Raw genomic sequence first — 25,297 nt, 5'->3', positions numbered from 1 at the left:
TTAGGTGCCAGAATAATGAAGGATTTTCGTCGAATTATTTTAATGCTTTTGGCATTGATTTTTGGATGTACATCCCATAATTCCGGAGAAGCTTCAACACAAAAGAAAGAAAAGGCCATTCATAACCTTTTAAAGAATGACACCACGTATTATTCTATTGTGGAAGCCATGGAAGAATCCGGTTTAATCGGATTGAGTGTAGCCGTATTTGAAGACTATAAAATTGTTTGGAAAGACTCATGGGGAATAAAAGAAGTAGCAACGGATGAAAAAATTGATGGGAATACAGCGTTTTCAACAGCTTCCATTTCAAAACCGATAACGGCTACCTTATTCGCTGTTTTAGAGGAAAAGGGTTTGATTGATCTAAAAGCCCCGGTGTCCGGCTATCTAAAAAGGTGGAAGCTTCCGGACAGTAAGTTTTTGAAGGATACCGTTCTTACCCTTGAGCACCTGCTAAGTCATACGGCAGGTACTACACAGGGCGGGTTTGTAGATTTTTATGAAGGGGACACCATCCCAACAATAGTCCATAGTTTAAAAGGTCAAATTCCTGGATACGATACAGAAATCGATTTTGTATTTGTTCCCGGTACATGGTGGAAGTACAGTGGAGGGGGGTATGTAATTGCCCAAATGGCAATAGAAGACCATTTAGGAAGATCGTTGGCCCATTTGGCCGAAGAACACCTCTTTATGCCCTTGGGTTTAAAAAATACCACGATGCGTCAGCCCAATGAAGAGGGGTTTCCAAGCAATGTGGCAAAGGCCCATGATGAAAATGGCAAAACTATCCGTACCGGTATTCCAATTACCCCGCAGGTATCCGCGTCCGGACTGTGGTCTACACCCACGGATATGTCACTTTTTTTAATAGAAATGCAAAATGCATTACGAAATGAGGGTAACACAGTGATTTCCCACAATGTCTCCCAAAGGGTAACAGAAATAGTAACATCCAAGGTTATGGGCGGATGGAGTTTGGGCTGGGAGAGAAGATATGGCTTTGGGAACTATGAATGGTTTTCCCATGGCGGGGCCAACACAGGTATAGGAGGCCATATATACGGAACAATGGATGGAGGTAATGGCATGGCATTTTTTGGAAACGGTCCCAACGGGAATAGAATTCCCGTGCTGGATAAGTTTAAGAGCAGCATTATTAAGGCCCATGGATGGTATTTGCCAATGGATCGAAAAAATGAACAGGAAGTTCCCGACGATTTCATAAGTTGGGCCACGGGGAACTACCAGGATGTCCTGTTCGACGTAGAAATTGAAATAATTTCAAACGATAAAAAATTGCTAATGGCACCTTCTTTTTTGGGAAAGGAGTATTCTGAACTTATATATATTGGAGATTCCACTTTTTTAATGGACGAATTTCCGAACAAAATAAAATTTGAAAGAAACCCTACGGATAGCCTGATGTATATGGCATTAATCCGGAATGGCACCTTTAAAAAGGAATACACACTTCAAAAACGGGAATAGTGCACAGATGCCTAAAAACCTAGGACTAGGACAATTTTAGGGAAGACAATGCGAAACGCAACCAAAAAGTAAATCTGTTATCTTAGTAGTGTAATCCGATGCATAAACAGATCTATGAAAAGGGTGTATGTATTGCTTTTCTCACTTCTACCCATAATAATCGTAAGCTGTGGGAAAAATGACAATGGTGGCGGTATCCAAAAAGTTGAAGGTTTTGGACAGAACAATCCAGAGGTTCCAGATGCCGTAAGCTATGATTTGAATGCCGATTCGGTAGACGATTTTCAAATTGATTATGGTATGGGGGTCTGGGACGGTATAGATGCAAGTGGACTATTTATTTCAGGTGATTTGAAATCCTTGGATGACAGCACCGTTCTTGTAAGGAACAATGAAGACCTATCGGTCCAAATTCTCTTTAACCGGCCTCAAGACACCATTTGGAGTGCCCCTAAACAGCCTGACAAATGGAATGATGATGGTTCAGTAACCATTGCGGAAATAACACAAGCAGCGGATGGCATTTGGCCGGACGAATGGACCGTGAATAGTGAATTCAATTCCAACCCTTACTACCTCGGAATTCGGGTAAAGGAGAACGAAGACTTTTTGGTCGGGTGGATTAAACTGGAAATCAATAAGACCAATGGCAAAATTAAATTTGAGCAATATCGATTGACCGCTGACGAATATATCGTCATTCCAGAATAAGATGACTACTTTATGTCATTTGCTGAACATCAAAAGTCGTACATCAATAGCTTGGTCCCCTGGAATTTCCAAAGCTTTTAGCGTTAAGTTGCCTCGACCTTTTTTTAGGGCGATAGTCCCTAAATTAATAGGTTTAAAATCTTTGACATAGGATTCCATGCGCGGGGTACGATCATTTTCCATTCCGGTAAGGGGTGGATTATAGGCTTCCATAATTTTGGTCGAAACTTTACTGTTTCCCAGGCTGAGTTCAATGGTGGAACCTGTATTTTCTGCCTCGCAGGTATAATAGAGTGTCACATCAAATTCGCCATCCGACAATACTTCCACATTCCAGGTAATGGAATCTCTTTCACTCTTCCAATTGGTAAAAAAAGTATTGTTGGGGTATCGGTTGCTCCGTTCTATATTTCCATGGGGAATACCATCCCTGGCCGGTATTTGGGTAAATTGGTGGTCTGGACTGCCCAAGGTAAAAGGACGATTGTCCTCTTCTCGAGGCAATTTAGGATGTACCTCGGCCAGCCATTCGCTCTTGGCCTTGATCAAGGTGTCGGCAACCTTTTGATCCCATTTGGAAATATCCGTGGTCTGTCCGGGGTCATTTTCCATATCGTACAATTGATTTTCATTGTCCAAACGATACTTTTGGGAGCGAACACTGGTCTTGCCGCCCCAGTGGTTGTAGATTAACCGAGGTTGCCAATCCTTACCGTTTGACCATATTAAAGGCGTTAGATCCTTGCCGTCCAAAGGCCTTTCTGTTTTTGAATGAACTCCGGTCATTTCGGCCAAAGTGGGAAGGATGTCAATAGCTCCGGCAATCTCATTGATTTCTTTTCCGGCAGGCAACGAGTCCTTCCACTGTATGAAGAACGGACTTCGTACTCCACCTTCGTCTACCCAACCCTTCTTACCGCGCATACCTCCGTTCCATCGGAATCCATTGGGACCGTTATCCGTCATGTAGATAATTATGGTGTTTTTTTCCAAATCCAGTTCTTGAAGTTTTTGCGTAATCCTACCTACATTATAATCTATATTCTCCACCATGGCCAGGGCCGCCTTGGTAAAATTCAGGTCCTCGGCTTCTTCGCCGTGATAAGTCAGTGCCAAGTCTTTGTTTTCAAATCGATCCCAATAGGCATCTGGTACTTGCATAGGACTATGTGGTGTATTGTAAGGTAGGTATAGGAAAAAGGATTTGGTCTGATGTTTTGTGATAAACTCCAATCCCTTATTGGTCAGGTCGTCCACTAAAAAGCCTTCCCCTTTGGTAATTTCACCATTGCGTTCCAACATGGGGCTAAAGTAGTTGCCCCAATGCCCCGAGGTAAATCCATAGTAATCATCAAATCCACGGGAATTGGGATGGTAAGGCGGTTGCATACCATTATGCCATTTGCCGTAAGCGGCGGTGGCATAACCATAGCCTTTTAGGATTTCTGCCAAAGTGGTCTCCCCTAAATTCATACGCTCGCCACCGGCAGAGGTATCGAATACCCCTAACCTTGGAAAATAACGCCCAGTTAGCAATTCGGCACGAGTAGGGGAGCAGACAGGTTGTACATAGAAGTTTTTAAATGAAACCCCATTTTTGGCAAGCGCATCGATATGAGGGGTAGAGAGATTGGTATTACCATTGCTGCTTAAGTCACCCCAACCTTGGTCATCGGCTATGATTAGGACAATGTTCGGTTTTTTGGAATTGGCTATGGGCGCGGATTCTTTATGATCCGTTTTGCAACCAACGGCCATAAACAAGATTACCGCACAAAGAAATATTGACTTTTTAAACATAATCATATTTTAACATCAGGGATAGATAATTCAAAACCATTATCGGCTATTACGTGCTTGAACCAAAGGGCCGAGTTTTTAGGGGTCCGCTCCAAAGTAGTATAATCCACATAGTGGATACCAAAACGTTTGGAGTAGCCGTGTGCCCATTCAAAATTGTCCATAAAAGACCATACGAAATAGCCTTTTAGGTTCACTCCTTTTTGCAGCGCCTTATGGCAAGCGGCCAGATAACCCTCAATATATTCCTTGCGAACGGTATCTTTTACTTCCCCATTTTCCAATTTGTCATCCAAGGCGCATCCATTTTCTGTGATGTATAAGGGAGGGTTTCCATAACGATTGCTGACCCATTCTATTAATTTGCGGCAACCCCAAGGCAGGATGGCCCATTTCATGGTGGTCATTTCCCATTTTGGATCAGCGGTGAGTTGCACATATTGATCTTCAAAAATGCCGCCGTTTCCATAAACTTCATTTTGAACATCTGCATCTGGATCCACATCGGATGCATATAGGCCCGTGTAGTGATTTAACCCAAAAAAATCCGAGGATCCTTTTATTAAAGCGATATCCTCCTTGGTAAACTTTGGAAGCCTATCACCGACCCGATCTTTCATTACCTGAGGGTAATCCCCAAAATATATAGGGTCCGCAAACCATCCGAGAAAAAATTCCAAGGACCGTTGGGCGGCATCCTTATCCGCTTCGGAATTAGTAAGCGGTTCTCGCCAATCACAGTTATTGGTTATTCCGATTTGCCCCTTTTGAGCGGTCTGATATTTTCCCCTATATAATTGCACGGCCTTTCCATGGGCACGGAGCAATTGATGGGCCACTTGGTAGGGTTCGTCCTTGGACTTTCGGCCCGGAGCAAAAATACCTTCACCATGCCCCAATATGGCCACGACCCAGGGTTCATTCAGTGTAATCCAATTTTTTACCCGGTCGCCGAAATGCCCAAAACAAATTCCGGCATATTGGGCGAAGGAGTCCGCAATTTCTGGATTGAGCCAACCGTCCTTTTCTGTCTGTAGCGCTAGGGGCAGATCCCAATGGTACAAGGTAATCCAAGGCGTTATATTGTGCTTTAGCAATTCATCAATAAGATTGTTATAAAAGGCTATGCCCTTAGGGTTTATATCGCCTTGCCCATCTGGCTGTATCCTGCTCCAAGATATCGAAAACCGGTAGGCCTTGAGCCCTAAATCCGCCATGAGTCGTACATCCTCCTTGTATTTATTGTAATGATCGCACGCAACATCAGCGGTATCGCCCTTGTGGGTTCTACCCGGGATATGGGAATGTGCATCCCAGATGCTCCAGGAACGGCCATCTTGAGCGGCACCTCCTTCTATTTGATGGCTCGAGGTCGCGGAGCCCCAGACAAAGTCCTTTGGAAATTTTAGCATGTTTTTTTCAATTCTGTTCCGTTGATTAGATTATAAAAGTCATTAAAAATGCCCGAAATAACTAATGGTATTCCGACATTTTCAAGTATGAAAATGATGGGATGCGTCATTAGGGAATTTAAAAATATACCTATATTGAACAGCGATACATCAAACCATAACCGATGCGATACCCAAAATGGCCAAGAATATTTGGCTTGGTCCTAGTCTTGTTTTTTTGCCTAAATTCCTGTAGTGAAAGGAAGACTGCAAAGAACTATACCATAGAAGGTAATTTTAAAAAATGGCAGCCGGTTACAATAACTTTTGACGGGCCACAGGTTTCCGAGAAGGATAGCATCAATCCTTTTTTGAATTATAGCCTTATTACACGTTTTATTCATGAAAGGGACACCATTCCCGTTCATGGTTTTTTTGCTGCGGATGGCAAAGCTGCCCATACTGGAGCTGCTTCCGGCAACAAATGGCAGGTAAAATTTTCACCTTCGGACTCCGGTACGTGGACTTTTGAATCCCAAATGCTTCATGGAAAGGGAATAGCGATTAAGGCAGATGGAACAACAAATACCCTTTGGAAAACGAAAGGAACATTTGAAATTACCCCGGTGGATTCCTTGGCATCTGGATTTTATAAAACAGGTCGCTTGCAATATACAGGAGAGCACTATTTAAGGGAAGGTGAAACAGGCAGGGCCTTTTTGAAAAATGGGGTAGGTAGTCCCGAAAACTTTTTGGCATATCACGAGTTCGATGGAACATTTGACAATGGCGGTGCCGCCACACCAACTTTGAATAATGGTTTACATGAATATCCGACCCATAGGGACGATTGGAAAGAGGGCGACCCCACTTGGGGTAACGGAAAAGGGAAGGCCATTATCGGGGCATTGAATTATATGGCTTCCAAGGGAATGAACAGTTTGTATTTTTTGGTGATGAACGAACATGGAGACGGTAACGATGTATGGCCCTGGATAGCTCCTGACGAACAGATACAATACGATGTGAGTAAGTTGGCCCAATGGGAAAAGGTCTTTACCCATATGGATGGATTGGGCATTGCCATGAACGTTTTTACTCAGGAAACGGAAAACGACACTATCTTGAACAAGGGAGAACTAGGTCTGGAACGCAAACTCTTTTACAAGGAATTGGTTGCTCGTTTCGGACATCATCTTGGCGTAGTCTGGAACTTAGGGGAAGAGACCAACCGGACGAGCAAGCAACTAAAGAGCTATGCCTCCTACATTCGCAATCTGGATCCGTATGACCATCCCATAGCGGTACATAACCATGTTCGGGTAACAGGTAAACGAATGGAAGGCCGTCCCTTGGACCCTATTAAGGAGACCTTGACTCCCTTGTTAGGATACAAGGATTTTGAGATTCCCTCTTTACAGATGTTCGATACTACCGAGGTACATCAAGAAGTAAAAAAGTGGAGGGATTTATCGGTAAAAAAGAACAGGCCGTGGGTGGTGTATTTGGATAAGATTGGGCATTGGGATATTGGGGTAACCACGGATACGGCAGCTAACAATAATTATGCTCAGGTAATGAGGACCAGTCTTTGGGGAACATTGATGGCAGGAGGTGCCGGAACCTCTTGGTATTTCGGTGGATTGGACACGCCTAATAACGATATGGCCGCAGAGAATTTTAGGACGCGTGATACATGGTGGGGAATCAGCAGCAATGCGAAAAAGTTTTTTCAAGACCATCTTCCTTTTTGGGAAATGAAGGGTCATGATGAGTTATTGAGCAATCCCAAAGCTTATTGCCTCGCCAAAAAAGACGAAATTTATGTGGTGTATCTGCCCAAGGGCGAGACAACGGAACTGACCATTGGAGATGGTGCCTTTACCATCGCTTTTTACGACCCCAAGGAAGGAGGGAAATTATATGATAAACAGAATGATGGCTGGAAGATTACCAAACCCAACAGTGTGGAGTTATCCTCATATAATGGCCAAAGTAATAAGGATTGGGTAATTGTAATTGCGCGTAAATAAAAAATACGAAATGAGGAATTTTGTAGGCCTAGTTTTGGAATTTGGGGAGTATAAGGATATCTCACTTTTGATGTTGGTGGGATTATTTTTTCTCATCTCATGTAAAGAGGAAAAAAAGAAAGACCTTGTTATGGTTTTTCCAAAAGACAAATGGGAGGAAAAAAGTCCGGAAGCACTGGGAATTGATAGTAAAAAGCTTCAGGAAGCTTTGGATTATTTAGCTTCCGAATCTGGGGAAGATGGCTTGGAAGAAGTATTCATAGCCAGAAAAGGGTATGTCATTTACCAAGGGGACAGTATTTATAAAAAACATAATATCTATTCTTCGAGTAAGTCCTTTACCAGCACTGTACTTGGAATTTTGACCGATCAGGGTGTTCTCTCCGAGGATACCTATGCCAAGGAAATAGACACCGCTATGGCTGAATTGTATCCCAAGGTACAGCTCAAACATTTTTCGAGCATGACTTCCGGTTACAGTGGGAAAGGTTCCACACGTTGGAATGAAGTGAGCGAGGATTGGTCTTGGACACCTTATGCCATTGATACCCCTCTCTTTGCCCCTGGAACCGAATATGCCTATTGGGATGAGGCACAGATGATGTTCGGACGTTTGCTCACCATGCACACGGGCAAGACCTTGAAGTCCATTTTTGATGAAAACATCGGGAAGGCAATCGGTATTGGTGAATACCAATGGAATCCGGAACAGGAAGTAAATGGCGTGGAAATCAATAATGGTTGTACCAATGTTATGATCAATGCGGAGCAGCTGGCACGTTTTGGTCATTTTTATTTGAACGAGGGCAATTGGGATGGAACACAATTATTATCCAAGGAATGGGTTGCAAAAGCGACCCAAAACCAGGTTTTTACGGATAAAGTGGCGGATACGGATAGAAACAATGTGGATGGACGGGGCTGCTATGGTTACAATTGGTGGGTAAACGGAATGATGCCTACCGGAAAATACCACATGCCCGATGCCCCAAAATCATTATATTACGCCAGTGGGCTCCACAACAATATGTGTTTTGTAATTCCCGAATGGGATATGGTCTTTGTCCGTAGGGGAGAGGATGGAAATCCCGTAAAGGGAAAACCATTTGTTTACAACGAATTCTTTAAAAGAATGGCCTTGGCGTTTAAAAAATAGTTTCAGGTTTTAGGTTCAAGGTTGTCCATGTGCATTTCGTGGATAGCATGTTTTTTTGTTAAATATGATAGTCTGATTTTTGATGAAGTACTTTCAATATGTGGCTTGTTTTATTCTGCTGGTTATTGCCTGTAGGGAAAACCCATCCCAAAATAGAGAAGCTAAGGAATCCATGAAGCACAAGGTAAATAGGGTAGATACCATTATCCCTGAACTTTCCTTGCCCGAAAAAGTCTTTCGCTCCTTTGAAGGTCTGGCCGATACTACTTTTGTTCGTCTAGCCGATTTTAGTGATGGTTTTGCCTATGACCTCCGGTATGCAACGACCAATAACTTTCTAAAGGAGAAGGTATACGACTGTGCGGAATGTTACACCCGTGTAAAAACAGCAAAGGCCCTATTAGCAGCAAATGCCGATTTTAAAACCAAGGAGGTTAGAATCAAATTCTTCGACTGTTATCGACCCAATTCCGTACAGTACAAGATGTGGGAAATTGTTCCCAATCCGCAGTATGTTGCCGATCCCAAAAAAGGATCGATTCACAATAAAGGTGGGGCAGTGGACATTACTTTGGAAACCTTGGATGGAGAAGAATTGGATATGGGAACTGACTTTGATTTCTTTGGTAAAAAGGCCTATCATGATAATACCGATTTGCCTCAGGAAATTTTGGACAATCGCAAGTTGTTGAAAGAAACCATGGAAAAACATGGCTTTTGGTCCATTAGGACCGAGTGGTGGCATTATAATCTGGGAGTAGCATCAAATGATAAGGTAGCTAACTTCAAATGGCCATGTGATGAGTAAAAATTTTGTTTTTGGGATTCTCGTTTGTGTGGCTGGTATAATTTGTACTTCCTGCAAGGATAACAAGGCAGAAAGTGAAATACCTCCCCATACTGATAACCCCAATGTACTTTTCATCGCTATCGATGACCTTAACGATTGGGTAGGTTGCCTAAAGGGACATCCGCAGGTAAGGACCCCTAACATAGATCGATTGGCATCCCGGGGCGTATTGTTTACCAATGCACATACCCAAAGCCCCATCTGCAATCCGTCGCGGACCAGTATACTTACGGGGTATAGGCCATCTACTACTGGAGTTTACGGTCTTTCGCCCTCAATTAGGGATGTCCCGGAATTAAAGGACATTGTGACCTTGCCGCAATACTTTTCCAAAAATGGGTATACTACCTTTTCTGCCGGAAAAATTTTTCATGGCGGATATGGCAGAAGGGATACCGATACTGAATTCGATAGTCTGGGTCCTGGTTCTAGGGTAAAGACCAAACCACCCTCAAAAATAATTGGAACTACTCCCGGAGGCAACAATCCGTTAATGGATTGGGGCAAGTTTCCTTTGAAGGCCGAGGAGACTTCGGATTGGGAGGTAGCTAGTTGGGCCGTAGATGTTTTGAATGGCCAACCGAAGTCGCCCTATTTTTTATCCGTTGGTTTTTTCCTGCCCCATGTCCCTTTATACTCCCCAGAGGAATGGTACGATCTATATCCCAAGGAAAACCTACAGCTTCCTCCCATTTTGGAGAACGATAGGGAGGATACCCCTCGGTCCTCCTGGTATAACCATTGGGACGTGCCTGAACCACGATTAAAATGGACCCTTGAAAATGGACAACATAAGAATTTGGTACAAGCCTATCTGGCTGCTATTAGCTTTGTCGATAGCCAAGTAGGAAAGGTACTGGATGCACTTGAAGCCAATGGACAGTCCAAGAATACGATTGTAGTACTCTGGTCCGATCATGGATACCACTTGGGAGAAAAGGAAATTACGGGTAAGAATACCCTGTGGGAACGTTCTACAAGGGTACCTTTGATTTTTGCTGGTCCTAATATCGTGGAAGGTGGAACCTATGATTTTCCGGTGGAACTTTTGGATGTTTATCCCACATTGAACGACTTGTGCGGACTTCCTCAAAAAACAGACTTGGAGGGCCATAGTTTGTTGCCTCAATTCGGGAATCCTAACACGCATAGACCTTGGCCGGCCATTACTACCAATAATTGGAACAACCATACCATACGAACTAAAGATTGGCGGTATATTCGTTATGCCGACGGCAGTGAGGAGTTATATGATATGAAGAAGGATCCCAATGAATGGAATAATTTGATTTCTGATGCCCAATTTAGGCCCATTGCGGACAACCTTGGCAAATGGCTGCCAAAAGTCAATACCCCTCCGCATGTAGGCAATTACTTAAGAATTTTGGAATATAGGGATGGACAACCTTTTTGGCAAGGAAACAAGATTCTACCGGAAGACCCTATCCCTGGAATATGAAAAACATTTAGATTATGAGAACACTCTTTTTCGCATCCCTTTTATTTTTAACACAATTTTCCATGGAGATGAAAGCACAGGACACCATTATTCCATTATGGCCCGAGGACAAGATTCCCAATCGGATAGAGACCGATGAAAAGGAAATTCATAAACGTAATGGTATTTTAAGGATAAGTAAGGTACAGGAGCCCACCATTGAAGTGTATTTACCTGCCCAAAGTAATGCTACGGGACAGGCCATGCTTATTTTTCCCGGAGGGGGCTATCATATTTTGGCGTATGATTGGGAAGGAACGGATATTGCTAAATTTTTGAATGGAAAAGGTATTGCCGGTATTGTGGTCAAATACCGCTTGCCAACTTCAAAATCGGTTACGGAAAAACATAATGTTCCCTTGATAGATGGGCAACGGGCCATACGTTTGGTGCGAAGTAAGGCCAAAGAGTTTAATATAGACCCTGATAAAATTGGGATTATGGGCTTTTCCGCTGGAGGACATGCCGCCTCTACCTTAGGCACTCATTTTAATGAAAAAGTGTATGAAGGACAAGATACCGTGGATGCTTTCAGTGCCAGACCGGATTTTATGGCCCTAATCTATCCCGTGATTACGTTTACTCAAGTCGAAAAACATTCCGGTTCCCAGAAGGCCTTACTTGGCGAAAATCCCGATTCCGAATTGGAAAGACATTTTTCCAATGAATTACAGGTAACTTCTGAAACACCTAGAACGCTTTTGATTCACGCTATGGATGACACAGGGGTTCCGGTAGAGAATAGCTTGCTCTTTTTCAAGGCATTGAAGGATAAGGGTGTGTCGGCTACTTTACATGTCTATCCGGAAGGAGGACATGGTTTCTCCCTAGCTAGGAAGGATCCCCATTTAAGGGGATGGACGGAGCGTCTGTTCGAGTGGATGGAAACTAGAGATTAACCTCCCTATTCCTCGGTTCCCGAAACATCGGTCTTGTAATGATAGACTTGTTTAAGGTTTTTGTAATCCTTCACCAAAGCTAGGGATGCATTGGAGATATTGGTAAAGGAGAGGTTTAGGTATTCCAGATTTGAAAGATCGGTCAACTTGCGGATCCCATCATCCGTTATGGGGTTTTGGTCTAAACGCAACCGTATAAGATTGGGTAAAGTGTTGATAATGGTCAGTGACTCATCTGTAATACCACTATTTTTCAAGTCCAGATGTACGATATGTGATTTCGCTTTTGTAAGTTTCTCAAGCTGATTCATGGAAATCTTTTGCCCAATTTTGGCGGACACCTCCAGATAGTTTAGATTTTCGGACAAGGAGGCCAGGTTGAACCCGGATGCTCTTAAATCGTCCACAACGGATGGATTTATGGGGTCTATGGGATTGTTGAGTATGGTATTGTACTTGCCAATTTTCAAGTATTTCTCCAATTTGTCCCGTATTTCCCCACTGGCGCTCAAGTCGGCCAAGGTGGCGTTCGTTTTTGCCCCGGAATCTATCCACCATTCCATAAAACCTATCTGTTCCTTGGACAAGGGCGCTTTTCCCTCTGGAGGCATAAAATCCTCATGATCATGGGGCAAGGTAATTCGCTTAAAAAGTTCACTCTCCGCACTATTTCCAGGAATTATGGCATCACCGGATTCCCCACCTTTCATTACACTTTCAAAAGATGTCAATAAGAGGTCTCCCTTTATTTTATCGTTATTGTGGCAAGTTATGCAGCGGGCGTCCAAAATAGGGGTGATGATATCCTCGAAAACCAGGGCGGAATCGATATGTGTAATTTCCTTGTGGACGCGATTGATCTTGGGCGGAAATCCGGCCATTTTGCGCACTGGATTCGGGGCGTATTGAAAGAGATAGGAAGAACCGTGCGTAAGGTTACCGCCCAGATGCCCGGTATACAAAAGCAGCAACAGCAATACAACAAAACCGATCCTTTGTACAAGCGGTCGAATCTTGGCCTTCTTTCTATAGGCCAACAGGGCGAATGCGAGAATCGCCAGGGCAATACCTCCCCACTGATGCAGGAATACGGTGTCCGTATTATAACCGCCTTCCAAAGACAACATATACCCCATTACACAGGCCATGGCGGCACTAAGGGCACCAAGCCATAAGGTAAGATCCAAGAGGTGGTAGGCACCTTTGAACGTTTCAAACTTAGAGGATATCCCAAGGATAACCGCAAGAATCAAAAAGCCAATGGGCAAATGCACTACCAAAGGATGGAACCTGCCAATAAAAAGTACAAAATCACTAACCTGATTTTCCAAACGCTACATTTTTAGTAAGTGGGATGTTCGGGATATGTCTTGATTTCATTCTATGCCAGGATGTCCTTTACCACATGGCCATGTACATCGGTCAATCGGTACCGACGCCCCTGATGTTTAAAGGTCAATCGCTCATGATCTATTCCCATTTGATGTAAAAGTGTTGCCTGAAAATCATGTACATGCACAGGGTTTCGGGTAATGTTATAACTAAAATCGTCCGTTTCCCCGTAGGTGATGCCCGGCTTTATTCCCCCACCGGCCATCCAAATGGTAAAACACCTGGGATGGTGATCGCGCCCGTAATTGGTATCTGTTAGGGTACCTTGACTGAAGTTGGTGCGTCCGAACTCGCCTCCCCAAATGACAAGGGTATCATCCAAGAGTCCTCGTCTTTTTAAATCGGTCACCAAAGCGGCAGAGGCCCGGTCTGTATCCTTGCACTGCAAGGTAATGTTTCTGGGCAGATCGGTGTGTTGATCCCATCCCATGTGATAGAGCTGTACGAATTTAACGTCCCGTTCCGCCATTCTACGGGCCAAAAGGCAGTTGGCCGCATAGGTACCGGGTTTTCTGGCATCTTCCCCGTACAGTTCAAAAATTTCGTCCGGTTCACTGGAAAGGTCGGTAACCTCGGGTACCGAGGTCTGCATTTTATAGGCCATTTCATATTGGGATATCCGGGATCGGATTTCCGGATCTCCGAAATCGTCCAGGCGCATATCGTTCATTTGGGCCAATACATCCAGTACCTGTCTTCTTGAAGCGGCACTTACCCCTTCCGGGTTTTGCAAATACAGTACACGATCCTTACCGGACCGGAATTGCACCCCCTGATGCTGGGAGGCCAGGAAACCATTGCCCCAAAGCCTTGAATATATGGGCTGTGGACGTTGCGAACCACGGGAGAGCAGTACGCTGAACATAGGCAGGTTTTCGTTCATACTGCCCAAGCCATAACTGAGCCAAGATCCAATACTGGGCCTTCCGGCCTGCTGAGATCCCGTTTGAAAAAAGGTGATGGCCGGATCGTGGTTTATGGCCTCGGTATGCATCGATTTAATAAAGCACAGTTCATCCGCCACTTTGGCCGTATGGGGCATAAGATCGCTCACCCAGGCACCGCTTTGGCCATGTTGTTTAAAACTAAATAGGGAAGGGGCCAGGGGAAAGGAGGATTGTCCTGAGGTCATCCCGGTGAGTCGTTGGCCTTGGCGTACGGATTCCGGGAGATTCTGCCCACGCATTTTCTTGAGCAAAGGTTTGTAATCAAAAAGTTCTATCTGGGAGGGGCCTCCGCTCTGAAACAAGTAGATGACCCTTTTGGCCTTTGGCGCAAAATGGGTTACGGGCAATGATTTGGTTGCCGATCCGGTAAGGGTCTCTTCTTTTGAGGGAGCACTACACCCCAATAAGGAACCTAGTGCCATTCCGCCGATGCCCAAACTGGTCTTTGACAAAAAGTGCCTCCTATTCATCATATGGAGATGCTCTGAATACGGATTTTTCATACAATTAGGTATTATAAATAAAAACGGGACTTAGGCATGTTTGGCCTCATCCAGATTAAATATGGCACTTACCACAACGGTCAGGGCCGCCAATTGGTTTTTGTCCAAGGTGGTATCTGCCTTTGACCGACCAATGCTGATAATTTTAGAGTCGTTTCCTTCTTCTGTGATAAACCGCTCCAATTCACTATGGTAAACCTGGGAAAGCAGCGCAATTTCTTTTTCGGAAGGGGTTCTGGAGATAATGCTCTCGAAGGCCAGGCCGATCCGCTCCTCCAGTACCTGGGACATTTTGATTACTTTCTGCGCAAGGACACGGGATGCCTCGGTATATTGTGGATCGTTCAACAATACCAAGGATTGCAGCGGGGTGCTGGTCGCTTGCCGTTTAACGGTGCACATGGCCCGTTCCGAAGCATCAAAAGTAAGCATTGAGGGTACGGGAATGGTTCGTTTCCAATAGGTGTATATACTTCTTCGGTATAAATCCTTCCCTTTACTTTGGCGATACTTGTTTTCGCCGATCTGATTGGCCAAATCTTTCCAGATTCCAGGGGGTTGATATGGCTTTACCCACTTCCCGCCAATTTTGTAGTTCAACAGTCCACTGGATACAAGGGCTTGATCCCGCATCATTTCGGCCGTTAGTTTTTTATAGGGCCCCCGAGCCAAAAGAATGTTCTCGGGATCCATGCTGTAGGTCTTCTTCATCTTAGAAGACTGTCGATATGTGGCCGTCATAACAAGCTGTTTCAACAGCCTTTTCACATCCCATTCGTGGTTCATAAAATCCAGGGCCAGCCAATTCAGCAGGGCCGGATGGGAGGGCAGCGCCCCTTGATTTCCGAAATCCTCAGGGGTACGCACCAACCCCTTACCAAAAATGGTCTGCCACATCCTATTTACAATGACCCTGGCAGTCAAAGGGTTTTGAGGGTTGAACAGCCATTGGGAGAGCCCCAATCTATTTTGGGGCAACTCCTTGGAAAAGGCAAGGATGGCCTGTGGGGTGCCGCGTTGCACTGTATCTAATTTGGCATCATACACTCCGCGATCCAAGATATAGGCAGGTCTTATGCTATCCATCTCCTCCATAATCATCACTTGGGGAATGGTGGTGTCCTTACCCTTAAGATCGGATAAGTTTTCCTTGAGAGCCATCCATGCTATGTTTTCCCTGTTGCGGTGCAGGGTGTAGGCCCATTCTGGTTCAAAACTGGGCCGGGAACCGAATAGGTACTGTACTTCTAAAGGATTTACTTCCTTCCCGTAGAGGACAACCTCGTCAATGGCACCTGTGAGACCTCCGTAACCGCTTCTATCGATTGCCCTGGCCATCCAATGGCCTATAGTAGGTTGGTTGCCCACCAAAATACTTTTTCCCTCCAATTGATCCGCAGCTATTGTAGTAGATCGTGGTTGCCCGTTTACATATAGTTTTACGCCGGAGGCCCGGCCAGAGCCATCATAAGTGGCAAAAACATGTGTCCATTTGTGATTGGGAATTTTTACCTTGGTTTTCACGGCTATATGATGGTCCCTGGAGTGTACGAGTTCCATACGCAAGGTATTGTCCTTATCCAGATAAATGCCATACCCTCCTTGATATTGCTCCCCGTTGCGCCTGGAGATAATACCGGATTTTAACTTTGGGTTTTCCGCGGAATTGATCCAGGCCCCCAGGGAAAATTCAGTGTTGTGCTCAAAATCGCCAATGTCCCCAATGACCAGGGCATTGGCGCCATTAAAGGCCAGGGCTTTTTCATATTTTCCCTCAACTACCAAGGGGTAGGGGATGTGTGCATCCAGCTTGTCGTTTAGGGTACCGGAAAGGGTTCCGGTAATTTCGTCTTTCATCGATCCCGATTCCTGGAAATCCATTTTATAGTGCGATGCCAGCTTTTCCTTTTTTAAGGACTCCCAATCCAAAGCGAAAAACCATTCCTTTAGGGCTTGCTCCCCGATCTCGTGAGCGAAGTGGGCCTGTGCTCCTTCCAGTTGGGCCACCATTTTTTGGATATCGCTAATCTCTTTTTCCAGTAATTTGTTTTCGTACTTTATGGAGGGTGTGGGGGCCAAGTCAAAATAGCCGATTCTTCCCCTTTCATTTACATTGTTGAAAAAAGCGAACATTTCATAGAATTCCTTTTGGGACAGCGGATCGTATTTGTGGTCATGGCATCGTGCGCATTGCAGTGTAAGCCCTATAAAAGCGGTTCCAAAGGTTTGCACACGATCTGCAACATACTCAGCAAGATATTCCTCCTCAATGATACCGCCCTCCTGGGAAATGGCGTGATTCCTATTAAAACCAGTGGCCAGTTTTTGCTCAAAAGTGGGATTGGGCAATAAATCTCCTGCTAATTGCCAGGTCACAAAATCATCATAGGGCAAATTCTGGTTATGGGCCTGTACCACCCAATCGCGCCAGGGCCACATGGTTCTTGGCTTATCGTCTTGGTAACCATGGGAATCGGCATATCGTGCCACATCCAGCCATTCACTGGCCATCCGTTCTCCGTAATGCGGAGAGTTCAGTATTCTATCGACCAGTTTTTCATAGGCATTTGGGGATTTATCTTGGACAAAGGCATTGATCTCTTCCAGGGTGGGCGGGAGACCCAAGAGGTCAAAGCTTAGTCTGCGGATCAACTCCTCCTTTGTAGCTTCCGGGGACTGGTCTAATCCCATTTGCTCTAATTTGTCAAGAATAAAGTGATCAATAGGATTAATGGCCCGGGTCGTTTCCCCTATTTCGGGCACCTTCACCTCGGCAAGTGGGGTAAAGGCCCAATGTGGTTTGTATTCGGCCCCTTGGCTGATCCATTTTTCCAATACTTCGATTTCGTAAGGCGTAAGGCTTATATTGAATTCCGTAGGAGGCATTTTCAGTTCCGGATCTGGGGATATAATACGCTGATACGCCTCACTATTATCCAAATCACCCGGTACAATGGGATGACCTCCAGATTCCAACAAGGTGGTAAAAGCACCTTCCTCCGTGTCCAATCGTAAATTGGCCTTTTGGTTGGCCTTATCGGGCCCATGGCACGCAAAACATTTGTCCGAAAGAATAGGTTTTACATGATAATTGAAATCTACGACTTCCGGAACCGTATTTTCCGCAAGTAGCCCTCCTTTTTGTTTGGTTTTACCACATCCAATGAGAAATAGCACCGTCAGGGATACCCTGCATGCATTTTTTGATACCAAGGCAATCCTTAGGCTCTTTAAAAATTGATGTATCATAGAAACAACATTCAACAAAAAAGGGAAACAAAAACTAAGATAACAAAATCCAAAAAAATAGGGCTAACGACCTAAATCGGTTTAAACAAACCCATTGGTACAACTATACTGGGTTAGGGGTTAAGATAATGGATACTATGGTTTTTAGCTAACTTTTTCGACGAATATGAGGTGAATGGGCGTAAAGGCTTCATATGCTGGGATGGGTGTTTAACTAACGGTTATTTTCTTCCTCTCCTATTCAGCGAGTTTAACCACCCGATGTACCATCCTGTTCTTGGGATGTCCGGATTGGGTTTTATTAACCGAGAACTGCCTTTACTCAAGCGGCTGGGCGGAGTGTCTTTTTAGATGGATTGAAAACCTGAACTAATTTTTTAATAAGAAGGGGTGTATTTCTGTCCAACTTTGCTAAGTTTGCAAACCTGTTATCGAAACGATGGTCCATTCATTAAGGGCCAGTGCAGAGATATCGGATATGGTGTAAAACAAGCTAAGACCGACACGCGATAGGTTCTTTTGCTAAAATGTCCATCGGACATTATATTTACACTGAGTACGGGATGTAGCGCAGCCCGGTAGCGCACACGCCTGGGGGGCGTGGGGTCGCAGGTTCAAATCCTGTCATCCCGACGAACCACTTTTCAAGTGGTATCAAAGCACTGTTAATCTTATGATTTTCAGTGTTTTGTGTTTTTAAGCATATCAAACAAAACCATCTGAAACCATATAAAATGTGTCCTATACGGGAACAGTTTGGTACTGTAATTGTTGTAACTTTAAGTAGCTTTTAAAAGTGATTTGGCTTTCGTCTTTACCGACCTTAATTATTAACTTAAAGACGTATAACACGCACAACAACAGTAGATTATCAGTGCTATTCTTTACTCGAAAACACAGAAAAATTTCAGAAAATGTCATCCTTTATGTTCGCATTATTTCTAATGGAACCGTGAAGGAAATGAGTTTAAATCGGGATATTCCCTATGCGCTTTGGGGCAACAATAAGAAGAGAGGAAGGGGATATTCTCAAAATATCCAATCGCTCAATAAATACCTTGACCAAGTCTATACCAAAATTCATGAGTGCCATAGACAACTGTTGTATGAAAATCAATTAGTTACCGCCTCCGCCATACGCTCCAAATATTTAGGTGATAATGAGGATGGTAAAACGCTATTGGAACTTGTCCGTTATCATAATACTACGATGCATACTTCTCTAAAAAAGGGAACAATGAAAAATTATGGAATTACGGAACGGAGTCTAAAACTGTTCTTAAAACCGGAATATGGTGTAAATGATATCAAACTGAAAAAATTGAGTTACCGTTTCATTGTTGATTTTGAACAATATTTAAGGAGGTACAAACCTACCATTAGAACTAAGTGTTCTAACAACGGGGCGATGAAGCACATGGAACGACTTAAAAAGATGTAAAGGTTAGCTGTTCGTTTGGAGTGGTTGGATAAAGACCCCTTTGACAATTACAAACTAAAGTTCAAAAAAACCAAACGCCAATTTCTGACGGAACGGGAAATAAGGCCCATTGAAGATACTTCGTTTAATACTCCAAGTTACGAGAAAATCAAAGACCTTTTCACTTTTGCCTGCTACACTGGTCTCTCCTACGTTGATGTTCACGGCTTAAGAGCTGGTCATCTAGCAAAGGGCATTGATGGCAATGATTGGTTGTACACCAAGCGAACCAAAACTGACGAACCTCTAAAAATTCCGTTGTTGCCGAAGGCCAAGGAAATTATCGACAAGTACAAAGAAGCCCTTGAGGTCATAACTGATCAAAGGTTGTTGCCTACTTACACCAATCATATGATCAATTGTATCTTAAAAGATATTTCCAAAACATGCGGGATTCATAAAAAATTTGACATTTCATATAGCGAGACACACCTTCGCTACAGCTATTACACTTTCCAACGATGTACCTATTGAAACCGTCTCTAAACTCTTAGACCATACCAAACTTTCCACTACTCAAGTTTATGCCAAAGTGGTTGCAAAGAAAGTAGGTGAGGATATGCAGAATTCGATGGATGTAATGAAGTCAAAAAGAAAAAAGCCAACTGATGTTAGAGTGATTCCTTAAACTGTTTTCTCTACATAAATGAATTGGGTCTTTATTTCCAAATTCGATAATTCAATCTCTACAAGGGAACGATACTGATTATAATAAGAATGAATTACTACCCAGCAGCAAGCTAGGATTTTAGAAACTGTGTGGAGATTAAATAATTTCAAACTTTTTCAATTTATCATTTCAAATGTCTTTATGGCTTGCTATTCATTGCTCTAAATACTCTTTTGAACAATTTGGCTGCACCCTTTAAAAAAAGCCAAGCAATGCAGATACCCCATTATAGGATATGACACAAGAAAAAATAAAAGCAAGTACCAGCCCAATATTGATTACCAAGCTGGTCTTGTGCCCTTTCATAAGTTTTCCGTTGTTGATCAAGAACATGATTCCCACAATCACTAACGGAAGTACAAAAACATTGAAAATCTGTGAAAAAATCTGTATCTCGACAGGGTTTGATCCAAACACTGGAACAATCAAGGCAAATAAGCAGGCAAAGGCAGTGATAATCTTAAATTGTCTCGAACTTGTATCTAATTCTCCAGATTGGTAGTCAGCAATTAAAATGGGGACAATCAATAGAATGGGGAAAATTGATGAAAGCCCGGCACTTAGGGTTCCAAAAAAGAAAAGGGTCAAGGCAAATTTACCAGCAACTGGTTCCAAAGTATTTACCATGTCCAAGACTTTAATTACGGGTTTTCCATCATAAAAGAGGGCTCCCGTAGCAACAGCCATTATAGCGGCACTTATGACAAATACCAGAATTGCAGCAATAATGGCATCCTTTTTTTGTGTTTTTAGATTATTTATTGTCCAACCTTTACCCTTTACGAAAAGCGGACGCGACAAAAAGGTAGCCGCCGCCATCGTTGTGCCCACGAATGCGGCAACCAACATCTTGCCGCCTTTTACTTCGGGAATACTCGGGACAAGTCCTTTTAACACATCAGATGGTAGTGGATATACCATAAAAAGGGATATCATAAAAGAAAGCCCCATGATAGTTACAAAAATGACAAGGATCTTTTCAAAAAAGGTGTATTTGCCTACCAGAAGCAGCGCATAAAAAATGGCGGTTACCACTACAGCAATACCTATCACCGTTTCATATTTGTACTGAACGATCTGCGGAAAATAAATGGCAAATATCTCATAGATGATATTGGCAGAAATACCCATGATTCCCATCAACGAATTCCACTGGCCGAAAGCAATTCCTATGATAATCAGAATCGCCATGGCCTTGCCCCATTTCAAGTGATTTTTAAATGCAAATAAGGCTGTTTCCCCCGTAATCAATGTATAATTTCCGTAAACATATATGAGAATACCTGAAAAGAAACAGCTCAACAACAGTACCCACAACAGCTGCATTCCGTAGGTGCTACCGGCAACAATCATAGAAGTTACGCTGCCCGTACCAATCGTATAGCCGATGGCGAATATCCCAGGGCCGAAGGCCAAGATAATTGCAATCAGCTTTTTTAGGAAGGATTTTTTTTCAAGTTGCCGGTTATTCACAAATCAGTTTCTTACTTTATTGATGGTGCCTAGTGTATTTCTCACCAGATTTTCCAAGTTTTCAAAATCTTTGTTTGCCAAGATGTCTTTGCTTATCAGCTTTGACCCCATACCTACACAGGTCACACCAGCTTCAAACCAAGCCCTCAAATTCGCTTCCTCGGTGTTGACCCCGCCAGTAGGCATGATGCTCGTCCATGGTTGTGGCCCCCTGATTGCTTTGACAAAGTCTGGCCCATATGTTGAGCCTGAAAACAACTTGATAATCTCGCAACCTAGTTCTTCGGCCTTATTGATTTCTGTCAATGAACCGCATCCGGGAGACCAAAGTACTTTTCTGCGATTGCAGACTATGGCGATGTCTTCTCGCAGAGACGGGGTAACGATAAAATTTGCCCCCATTTGCAGGTACATTGAGGCACCTCCGGCATCGGTGATGGATCCCACTCCCATTATCATGCCTGGAAGTTCTTTCAGCCCATATTTGTTCAGCTCGGAAAAAACCTCAAAGGCAAAATCGCCCCTTGCGGTAAATTCCATCAACCGTGCACCGCCATCATAACAGGCCTTGAGTACCTTTTTTCCCAATTCCACATCGGGATGATAAAACAAAGGTACCATTCCGGTTTCCTTCATTGCGGTTGCCACTTCTATTCTTGAGAATTGTGCCATAATATACTATGCCTCAGTTAGAATTTTATCAAAATCGTATTTTTCGGGGTTCTTTAGGTATGTGCTTGCACCATCATAGTCGGATTCACTCAAATAGTTCAAATTTTGGAAACAGAGTCGGGCAAATTCCGAATTGATATTCACCAGTCGCGGAACTATTTTGCCCTGCTCATCCTGTAAATCATTCAAAAAAAGCGGTGTCACTTCACCTCGCGAGTTTGCAGTTACAATACATCCGCTAAGCCTATCATCAAAAAGCTTCTTTACCCCCAAGCCCAATAAAGTACATAGGGTCAAATCAAAACCAATCGGTCTACAACAGCGGAGCTCATATCCCAACTCCACTGGTCGGCTCTTAATCTTAATACCCAGTTCCTTTAAACGGGCCTGGACAAGTACATTAAAAATGTGTGACTTGCTTACATTACCTAATTCAGGATGACCATGTTCATCATAAGTAAAGTTGATACCACAATTCTTTATTTCAGAGTCAGGTAAAATATGGAACACTCCTTCGCTAATTAGAGCAACTCCATAATGAATATTCTCTATCTTTCTTTTGACCATGGATGAAATCACCAAACGGACCACTTTATCGAAGGTAATATCGGTCTTATCAAACATCTCAGGAATGACCATCATCGGAAAATGGCAGCTTGTGGCAATGCCAAAGGCCAAATGGCCCGCCGATCGGCCCATGGTTGACATGACAAACCAATTATTGCTGGTTCTGGCGTCTTCATAGGTGGTGTTCCCGATACGGACCCCCTCGTCCTTCGCGGAGTGAAAACCAAAAGTGGGATTTCTATCAGGAAGTGGTAAATCGTTGTCAATTGTTTTGGGAACGTGAATATTGGAAATCACGATGCCTTCCTTGCGAAGAAAATCCGTAATCCTGTTGGCCGTAGAGGCGGTATCATCGCCACCAATACTGACCAACAGTTTTACGTTGTTGTTAAAAAAAAGGTTAGTGTTTAGCTTTTCGTTCTTTGGCTTGAAACGGCTCATAATCAAGGTCGAACCGCCCCGACTGAAAATACGGTCAGCGTGAGGGAAATCGAATTCCTTGATTGAAGGGTTTTCAGAAAATATCCCTTTAAAGCCTTCATGAAGACCTAGTACGCGATAACCGTCTTTCAGAAAAATCTTTGCAACCGTACTGATAACAGCATTGATACCAGGGGCAGGGCCACCACCACAAATGATCAATATGGACTTTTTTGAAGTCATTTATTTATCTAGTTACCCTACCTGATGCATCACCACCCATCAATTTCTCCACTTCTGAAACCGTTGCCAAATTAGCATCTCCTTTAATCGTATGTTTCAAGCAGGATGCGGCTACCGCAAAGTTCAATGCATTCTGATCATCATCAGGATATTTTAGCAATCCATAAATTAATCCTCCCATAAAAGAATCGCCTCCGCCTACACGGTCGACTATATGGGTAATTTGATATTCTGGGGACTTATACATGGTCTTTCCGTCATAAAGCACCCCAGCCCACGTATTGTGGGATGCGGATAATGAACCCCGTAGTGTTGTGATTACTTTTTTAGCCCTTGGAAAACGTTTCATCATCTGTTTGCAGACCGATAGAAAAGCCTCGGCCTTAACATGCTCACCTTGGGTAGTAATATCCAATCCCTCGGGCTTTATTCCGAAGTGTTTCTCGGCATCTTCCTCATTGCCCAAAACAACATCACAATAGGCAGTCAGTTCAGACATAATTTCTTCCCGTTTGCCGTCATCACAGTATTTCCAGAGCTTGGCACGATAATTCAGATCTGTTGAAATGGTAACTCCCATATCACTGGCAATTTTTACCGCTTCCAAACAGGCATCTGCAGCTCCTTGAGAGATTGCAGGTGTTATTCCTGTCCAATGGAACCATCGCACACCATCAAATACCGATTTCCAATCCACCATACCAGCTTCAATTTCGGCCATTGCAGAATGTGCTCGATCATAGACTACTTTGCTACCACGACTTACGGCACCTGCTTCCAAAAAATAAATACCAAGCCTATCGCCACCGTAAATTATCTTATCAGTACCGACTCCTCTTTTGCGCATCTCCATCAGAGCACAATGGCCAATATCGTTGTCAGGCAGCCTGGTGACAAAATCCACAGGCACATCATAGTTGGCCAAAGAAACCGCTACATTGGACTCACCTCCGCCATAAACGACATCAAAACTGTTTGCCTGTGAAAACCTTAAAAATCCTTCAGGAGCCAGTCGAAGCATTATCTCTCCAAAAGTGACTACTTTTTTCATTTATAGTAGATATTGTACAACAAACTTTTATGTTTTAAATCCCCAAACCTTGACCTCCGGTAATTTGGATGGTTTCCGCTGTTAAAAAAGAAGCATCACCGCTCGCCAAGAACGAAACAACGGATGCTACATCTTCAGGTTGTCCCAATCGTCCCAACAAAATGTTATTTTTCCATGAAGCGAATACCTCGGGCTTGGTCGATTTGATTTGTGCATGGAAAGGCGTATCGATTGTACCCGGCGAGACTGCATTGACCCTGATTCCATATTCGGCCAGATCTTTGGCCAATGCCCTGGTAATGGCATGAACTCCTGCTTTTGAGGTACCGTAGATTCCAGCACCTGGCCCTCCTGCGTTCCATCCTGCAATCGAGGTATAGTTGATAATAGTTGCATTCTCCCCTTTTTTAAGAAAAGGTATCGCCGCTCTGGAAGCGAAAAACACCGAATCTAGGTTTAAAGCCATTACGAATCGATAAAAATCCGTGGTCATTTCTTCAAATCGAGACCTGCCGCCAAGTCCACCTGCATTGTTTACAAGTACGTCAATCCTCCCATACTTTTCACCGATTGATTTAATATTTGAGGTAACTGCCTCGTCGCTAGTAACGTCAAAGCCATAATATTCGGCAGTAGTACCCTCAGCGGTGAGCTCTTCTACTCGCTTGGCACCCGCTTCATCTTCGATGCCATTTAGAACTACGTTATATCCGTCTCGCCCTAATCTTTTGGCTACTGCGAAGCCTATGCCCCCTGTTGCGCCGGTTATTACTGCTACTCTTCCTTTATTGCTCATGC

20 protein-coding genes and 1 tRNA gene are annotated in these 25,297 nt (G+C 43.7%); 11 read left to right on the top strand and 10 right to left on the bottom strand.

The window, feature by feature from the left end:
• Positions 1–15: 15 nt before the first annotated feature.
• Together D7Z94_RS21810 and D7Z94_RS21805 are read left to right on the top strand one after the other, a co-directional pair.
• Entirely contained in the window at positions 16–1,494 is a 1,479-nt protein-coding gene (locus D7Z94_RS21810; protein WP_158594701.1) for a serine hydrolase domain-containing protein, read from the top strand.
• Between the two features lie 114 nt (positions 1,495–1,608).
• Positions 1,609–2,205: a hypothetical protein gene (locus D7Z94_RS21805; protein ID WP_120713765.1), complete on the top strand. Its 597-nt coding sequence runs from the start codon at positions 1,609–1,611 to the stop codon at positions 2,203–2,205.
• Between the two features lie 15 nt (positions 2,206–2,220).
• Here D7Z94_RS21805 and D7Z94_RS21800 read toward each other — a convergent pair whose 3' ends face one another.
• Both D7Z94_RS21800 and D7Z94_RS21795 read right to left on the bottom strand, forming a co-directional pair.
• On the bottom strand, positions 2,221–4,005 hold the full coding sequence (locus tag D7Z94_RS21800) for an arylsulfatase (RefSeq protein WP_120714045.1): 1,785 nt from the start codon (positions 4,003–4,005) through the stop codon (positions 2,221–2,223).
• A 2-nt stretch (positions 4,006–4,007) separates the two neighbouring features.
• Positions 4,008–5,417 (bottom strand): GH1 family beta-glucosidase, encoded by a 1,410-nt coding sequence (locus D7Z94_RS21795; RefSeq protein ID WP_120713764.1) that lies wholly within the window; start codon positions 5,415–5,417, stop codon positions 4,008–4,010.
• A gap of 164 nt (positions 5,418–5,581) precedes the next feature.
• Between D7Z94_RS21795 and D7Z94_RS21790 the strand changes: the two genes are divergently transcribed.
• The 5 genes from D7Z94_RS21790 (at position 5,582) to D7Z94_RS21770 (ending at position 11,832) form a co-directional block, all read left to right on the top strand.
• Positions 5,582–7,429 (top strand): DUF5060 domain-containing protein, encoded by a 1,848-nt coding sequence (locus D7Z94_RS21790; protein WP_120713763.1) that lies wholly within the window; start codon positions 5,582–5,584, stop codon positions 7,427–7,429.
• A gap of 10 nt (positions 7,430–7,439) precedes the next feature.
• On the top strand, positions 7,440–8,585 hold the full coding sequence (locus D7Z94_RS21785; RefSeq protein WP_120713762.1) for a serine hydrolase domain-containing protein: 1,146 nt from the start codon (positions 7,440–7,442) through the stop codon (positions 8,583–8,585).
• An 82-nt stretch (positions 8,586–8,667) separates the two neighbouring features.
• Entirely contained in the window at positions 8,668–9,393 is a 726-nt protein-coding gene (locus D7Z94_RS21780; protein ID WP_120713761.1) for a M15 family metallopeptidase, read from the top strand.
• Positions 9,386–10,894 carry a sulfatase gene (locus D7Z94_RS21775; protein WP_120713760.1) on the top strand — a complete coding sequence of 503 codons (1,509 nt, stop codon included), beginning with the start codon at positions 9,386–9,388 and terminating at the stop codon, positions 10,892–10,894. The genes D7Z94_RS21780 and D7Z94_RS21775 overlap by 8 nt, the downstream gene beginning before the upstream one ends.
• Before the next feature lie 14 nt (positions 10,895–10,908).
• The gene (locus D7Z94_RS21770) at positions 10,909–11,832 is read left to right on the top strand and encodes an alpha/beta hydrolase (RefSeq protein WP_120713759.1); all 924 of its coding nucleotides are present in this window, start codon (positions 10,909–10,911) and stop codon (positions 11,830–11,832) included.
• Positions 11,833–11,837: 5 nt separating this feature from the next.
• Here D7Z94_RS21770 and D7Z94_RS21765 read toward each other — a convergent pair whose 3' ends face one another.
• From D7Z94_RS21765 to D7Z94_RS21755, 3 genes are read right to left on the bottom strand one after another with little or no spacing between them, the layout of a single operon-like run.
• Positions 11,838–13,163 carry a c-type cytochrome domain-containing protein gene (locus tag D7Z94_RS21765; protein ID WP_120713758.1) on the bottom strand — a complete coding sequence of 442 codons (1,326 nt, stop codon included), beginning with the start codon at positions 13,161–13,163 and terminating at the stop codon, positions 11,838–11,840.
• A 50-nt stretch (positions 13,164–13,213) separates the two neighbouring features.
• Positions 13,214–14,674 (bottom strand): DUF1501 domain-containing protein, encoded by a 1,461-nt coding sequence (locus D7Z94_RS21760; protein WP_120713757.1) that lies wholly within the window; start codon positions 14,672–14,674, stop codon positions 13,214–13,216.
• 30 nt (positions 14,675–14,704) lie between these two features.
• Entirely contained in the window at positions 14,705–17,923 is a 3,219-nt protein-coding gene (locus D7Z94_RS21755) for a DUF1553 domain-containing protein (RefSeq protein ID WP_120713756.1), read from the bottom strand.
• Between the two features lie 559 nt (positions 17,924–18,482).
• Here D7Z94_RS21755 and D7Z94_RS21750 point away from each other — a divergent pair.
• The 4 genes from D7Z94_RS21750 (at position 18,483) to D7Z94_RS26010 (ending at position 20,031) form a co-directional block, all read left to right on the top strand.
• Positions 18,483–18,556 (top strand) — tRNA-Pro (locus D7Z94_RS21750).
• A gap of 163 nt (positions 18,557–18,719) precedes the next feature.
• The gene (locus D7Z94_RS26020; RefSeq protein WP_317125791.1) at positions 18,720–19,364 is read left to right on the top strand and encodes a phage integrase SAM-like domain and Arm DNA-binding domain-containing protein; all 645 of its coding nucleotides are present in this window, start codon (positions 18,720–18,722) and stop codon (positions 19,362–19,364) included.
• Between the two features lie 15 nt (positions 19,365–19,379).
• Positions 19,380–19,877 (top strand): site-specific integrase, encoded by a 498-nt coding sequence (locus D7Z94_RS26015; protein WP_245967292.1) that lies wholly within the window; start codon positions 19,380–19,382, stop codon positions 19,875–19,877.
• Positions 19,810–20,031 (top strand): tyrosine-type recombinase/integrase, encoded by a 222-nt coding sequence (locus tag D7Z94_RS26010; RefSeq protein WP_245967277.1) that lies wholly within the window; start codon positions 19,810–19,812, stop codon positions 20,029–20,031. Before D7Z94_RS26015 ends, D7Z94_RS26010 begins: the two co-directional genes overlap by 68 nt.
• A 237-nt stretch (positions 20,032–20,268) precedes the next feature.
• Here the strand turns inward: D7Z94_RS26010 and D7Z94_RS21740 are convergent, their stop codons facing one another.
• Genes D7Z94_RS21740 through D7Z94_RS21720 form a run of 5 tightly spaced genes read right to left on the bottom strand, consistent with a single transcriptional unit; the run spans position 20,269 to position 25,295 of the window.
• Positions 20,269–21,546 (bottom strand): Nramp family divalent metal transporter, encoded by a 1,278-nt coding sequence (locus D7Z94_RS21740; protein WP_211341838.1) that lies wholly within the window; start codon positions 21,544–21,546, stop codon positions 20,269–20,271.
• Positions 21,547–21,549: 3 nt separating this feature from the next.
• Complete coding sequence (locus tag D7Z94_RS21735) at positions 21,550–22,218, bottom strand: bifunctional 4-hydroxy-2-oxoglutarate aldolase/2-dehydro-3-deoxy-phosphogluconate aldolase (RefSeq protein WP_120713755.1); 669 nt, start codon at positions 22,216–22,218, stop codon at positions 21,550–21,552.
• 6 nt (positions 22,219–22,224) lie between these two features.
• Positions 22,225–23,448 carry a 6-phosphofructokinase gene (locus D7Z94_RS21730; protein WP_120713754.1) on the bottom strand — a complete coding sequence of 408 codons (1,224 nt, stop codon included), beginning with the start codon at positions 23,446–23,448 and terminating at the stop codon, positions 22,225–22,227.
• 4 nt (positions 23,449–23,452) lie between these two features.
• Complete coding sequence (locus tag D7Z94_RS21725; protein WP_120713753.1) at positions 23,453–24,499, bottom strand: sugar kinase; 1,047 nt, start codon at positions 24,497–24,499, stop codon at positions 23,453–23,455.
• A 34-nt stretch (positions 24,500–24,533) separates the two neighbouring features.
• Positions 24,534–25,295, bottom strand: coding sequence for an SDR family NAD(P)-dependent oxidoreductase (locus D7Z94_RS21720; RefSeq protein ID WP_120713752.1), 762 nt, complete (start codon positions 25,293–25,295; stop codon positions 24,534–24,536).
• Positions 25,296–25,297: the final 2 nt, after the last annotated feature.

Origin of the sequence: Ulvibacterium marinum (assembly GCF_003626755.1) — a bacterium.
Taxonomy (GTDB): Bacteria; Bacteroidota; Bacteroidia; order Flavobacteriales; family Flavobacteriaceae; genus Ulvibacterium; species Ulvibacterium marinum.
Note: the sequence above shows the minus strand (reverse complement) of the source record. Positions and strands in the feature narration are given on the sequence as shown.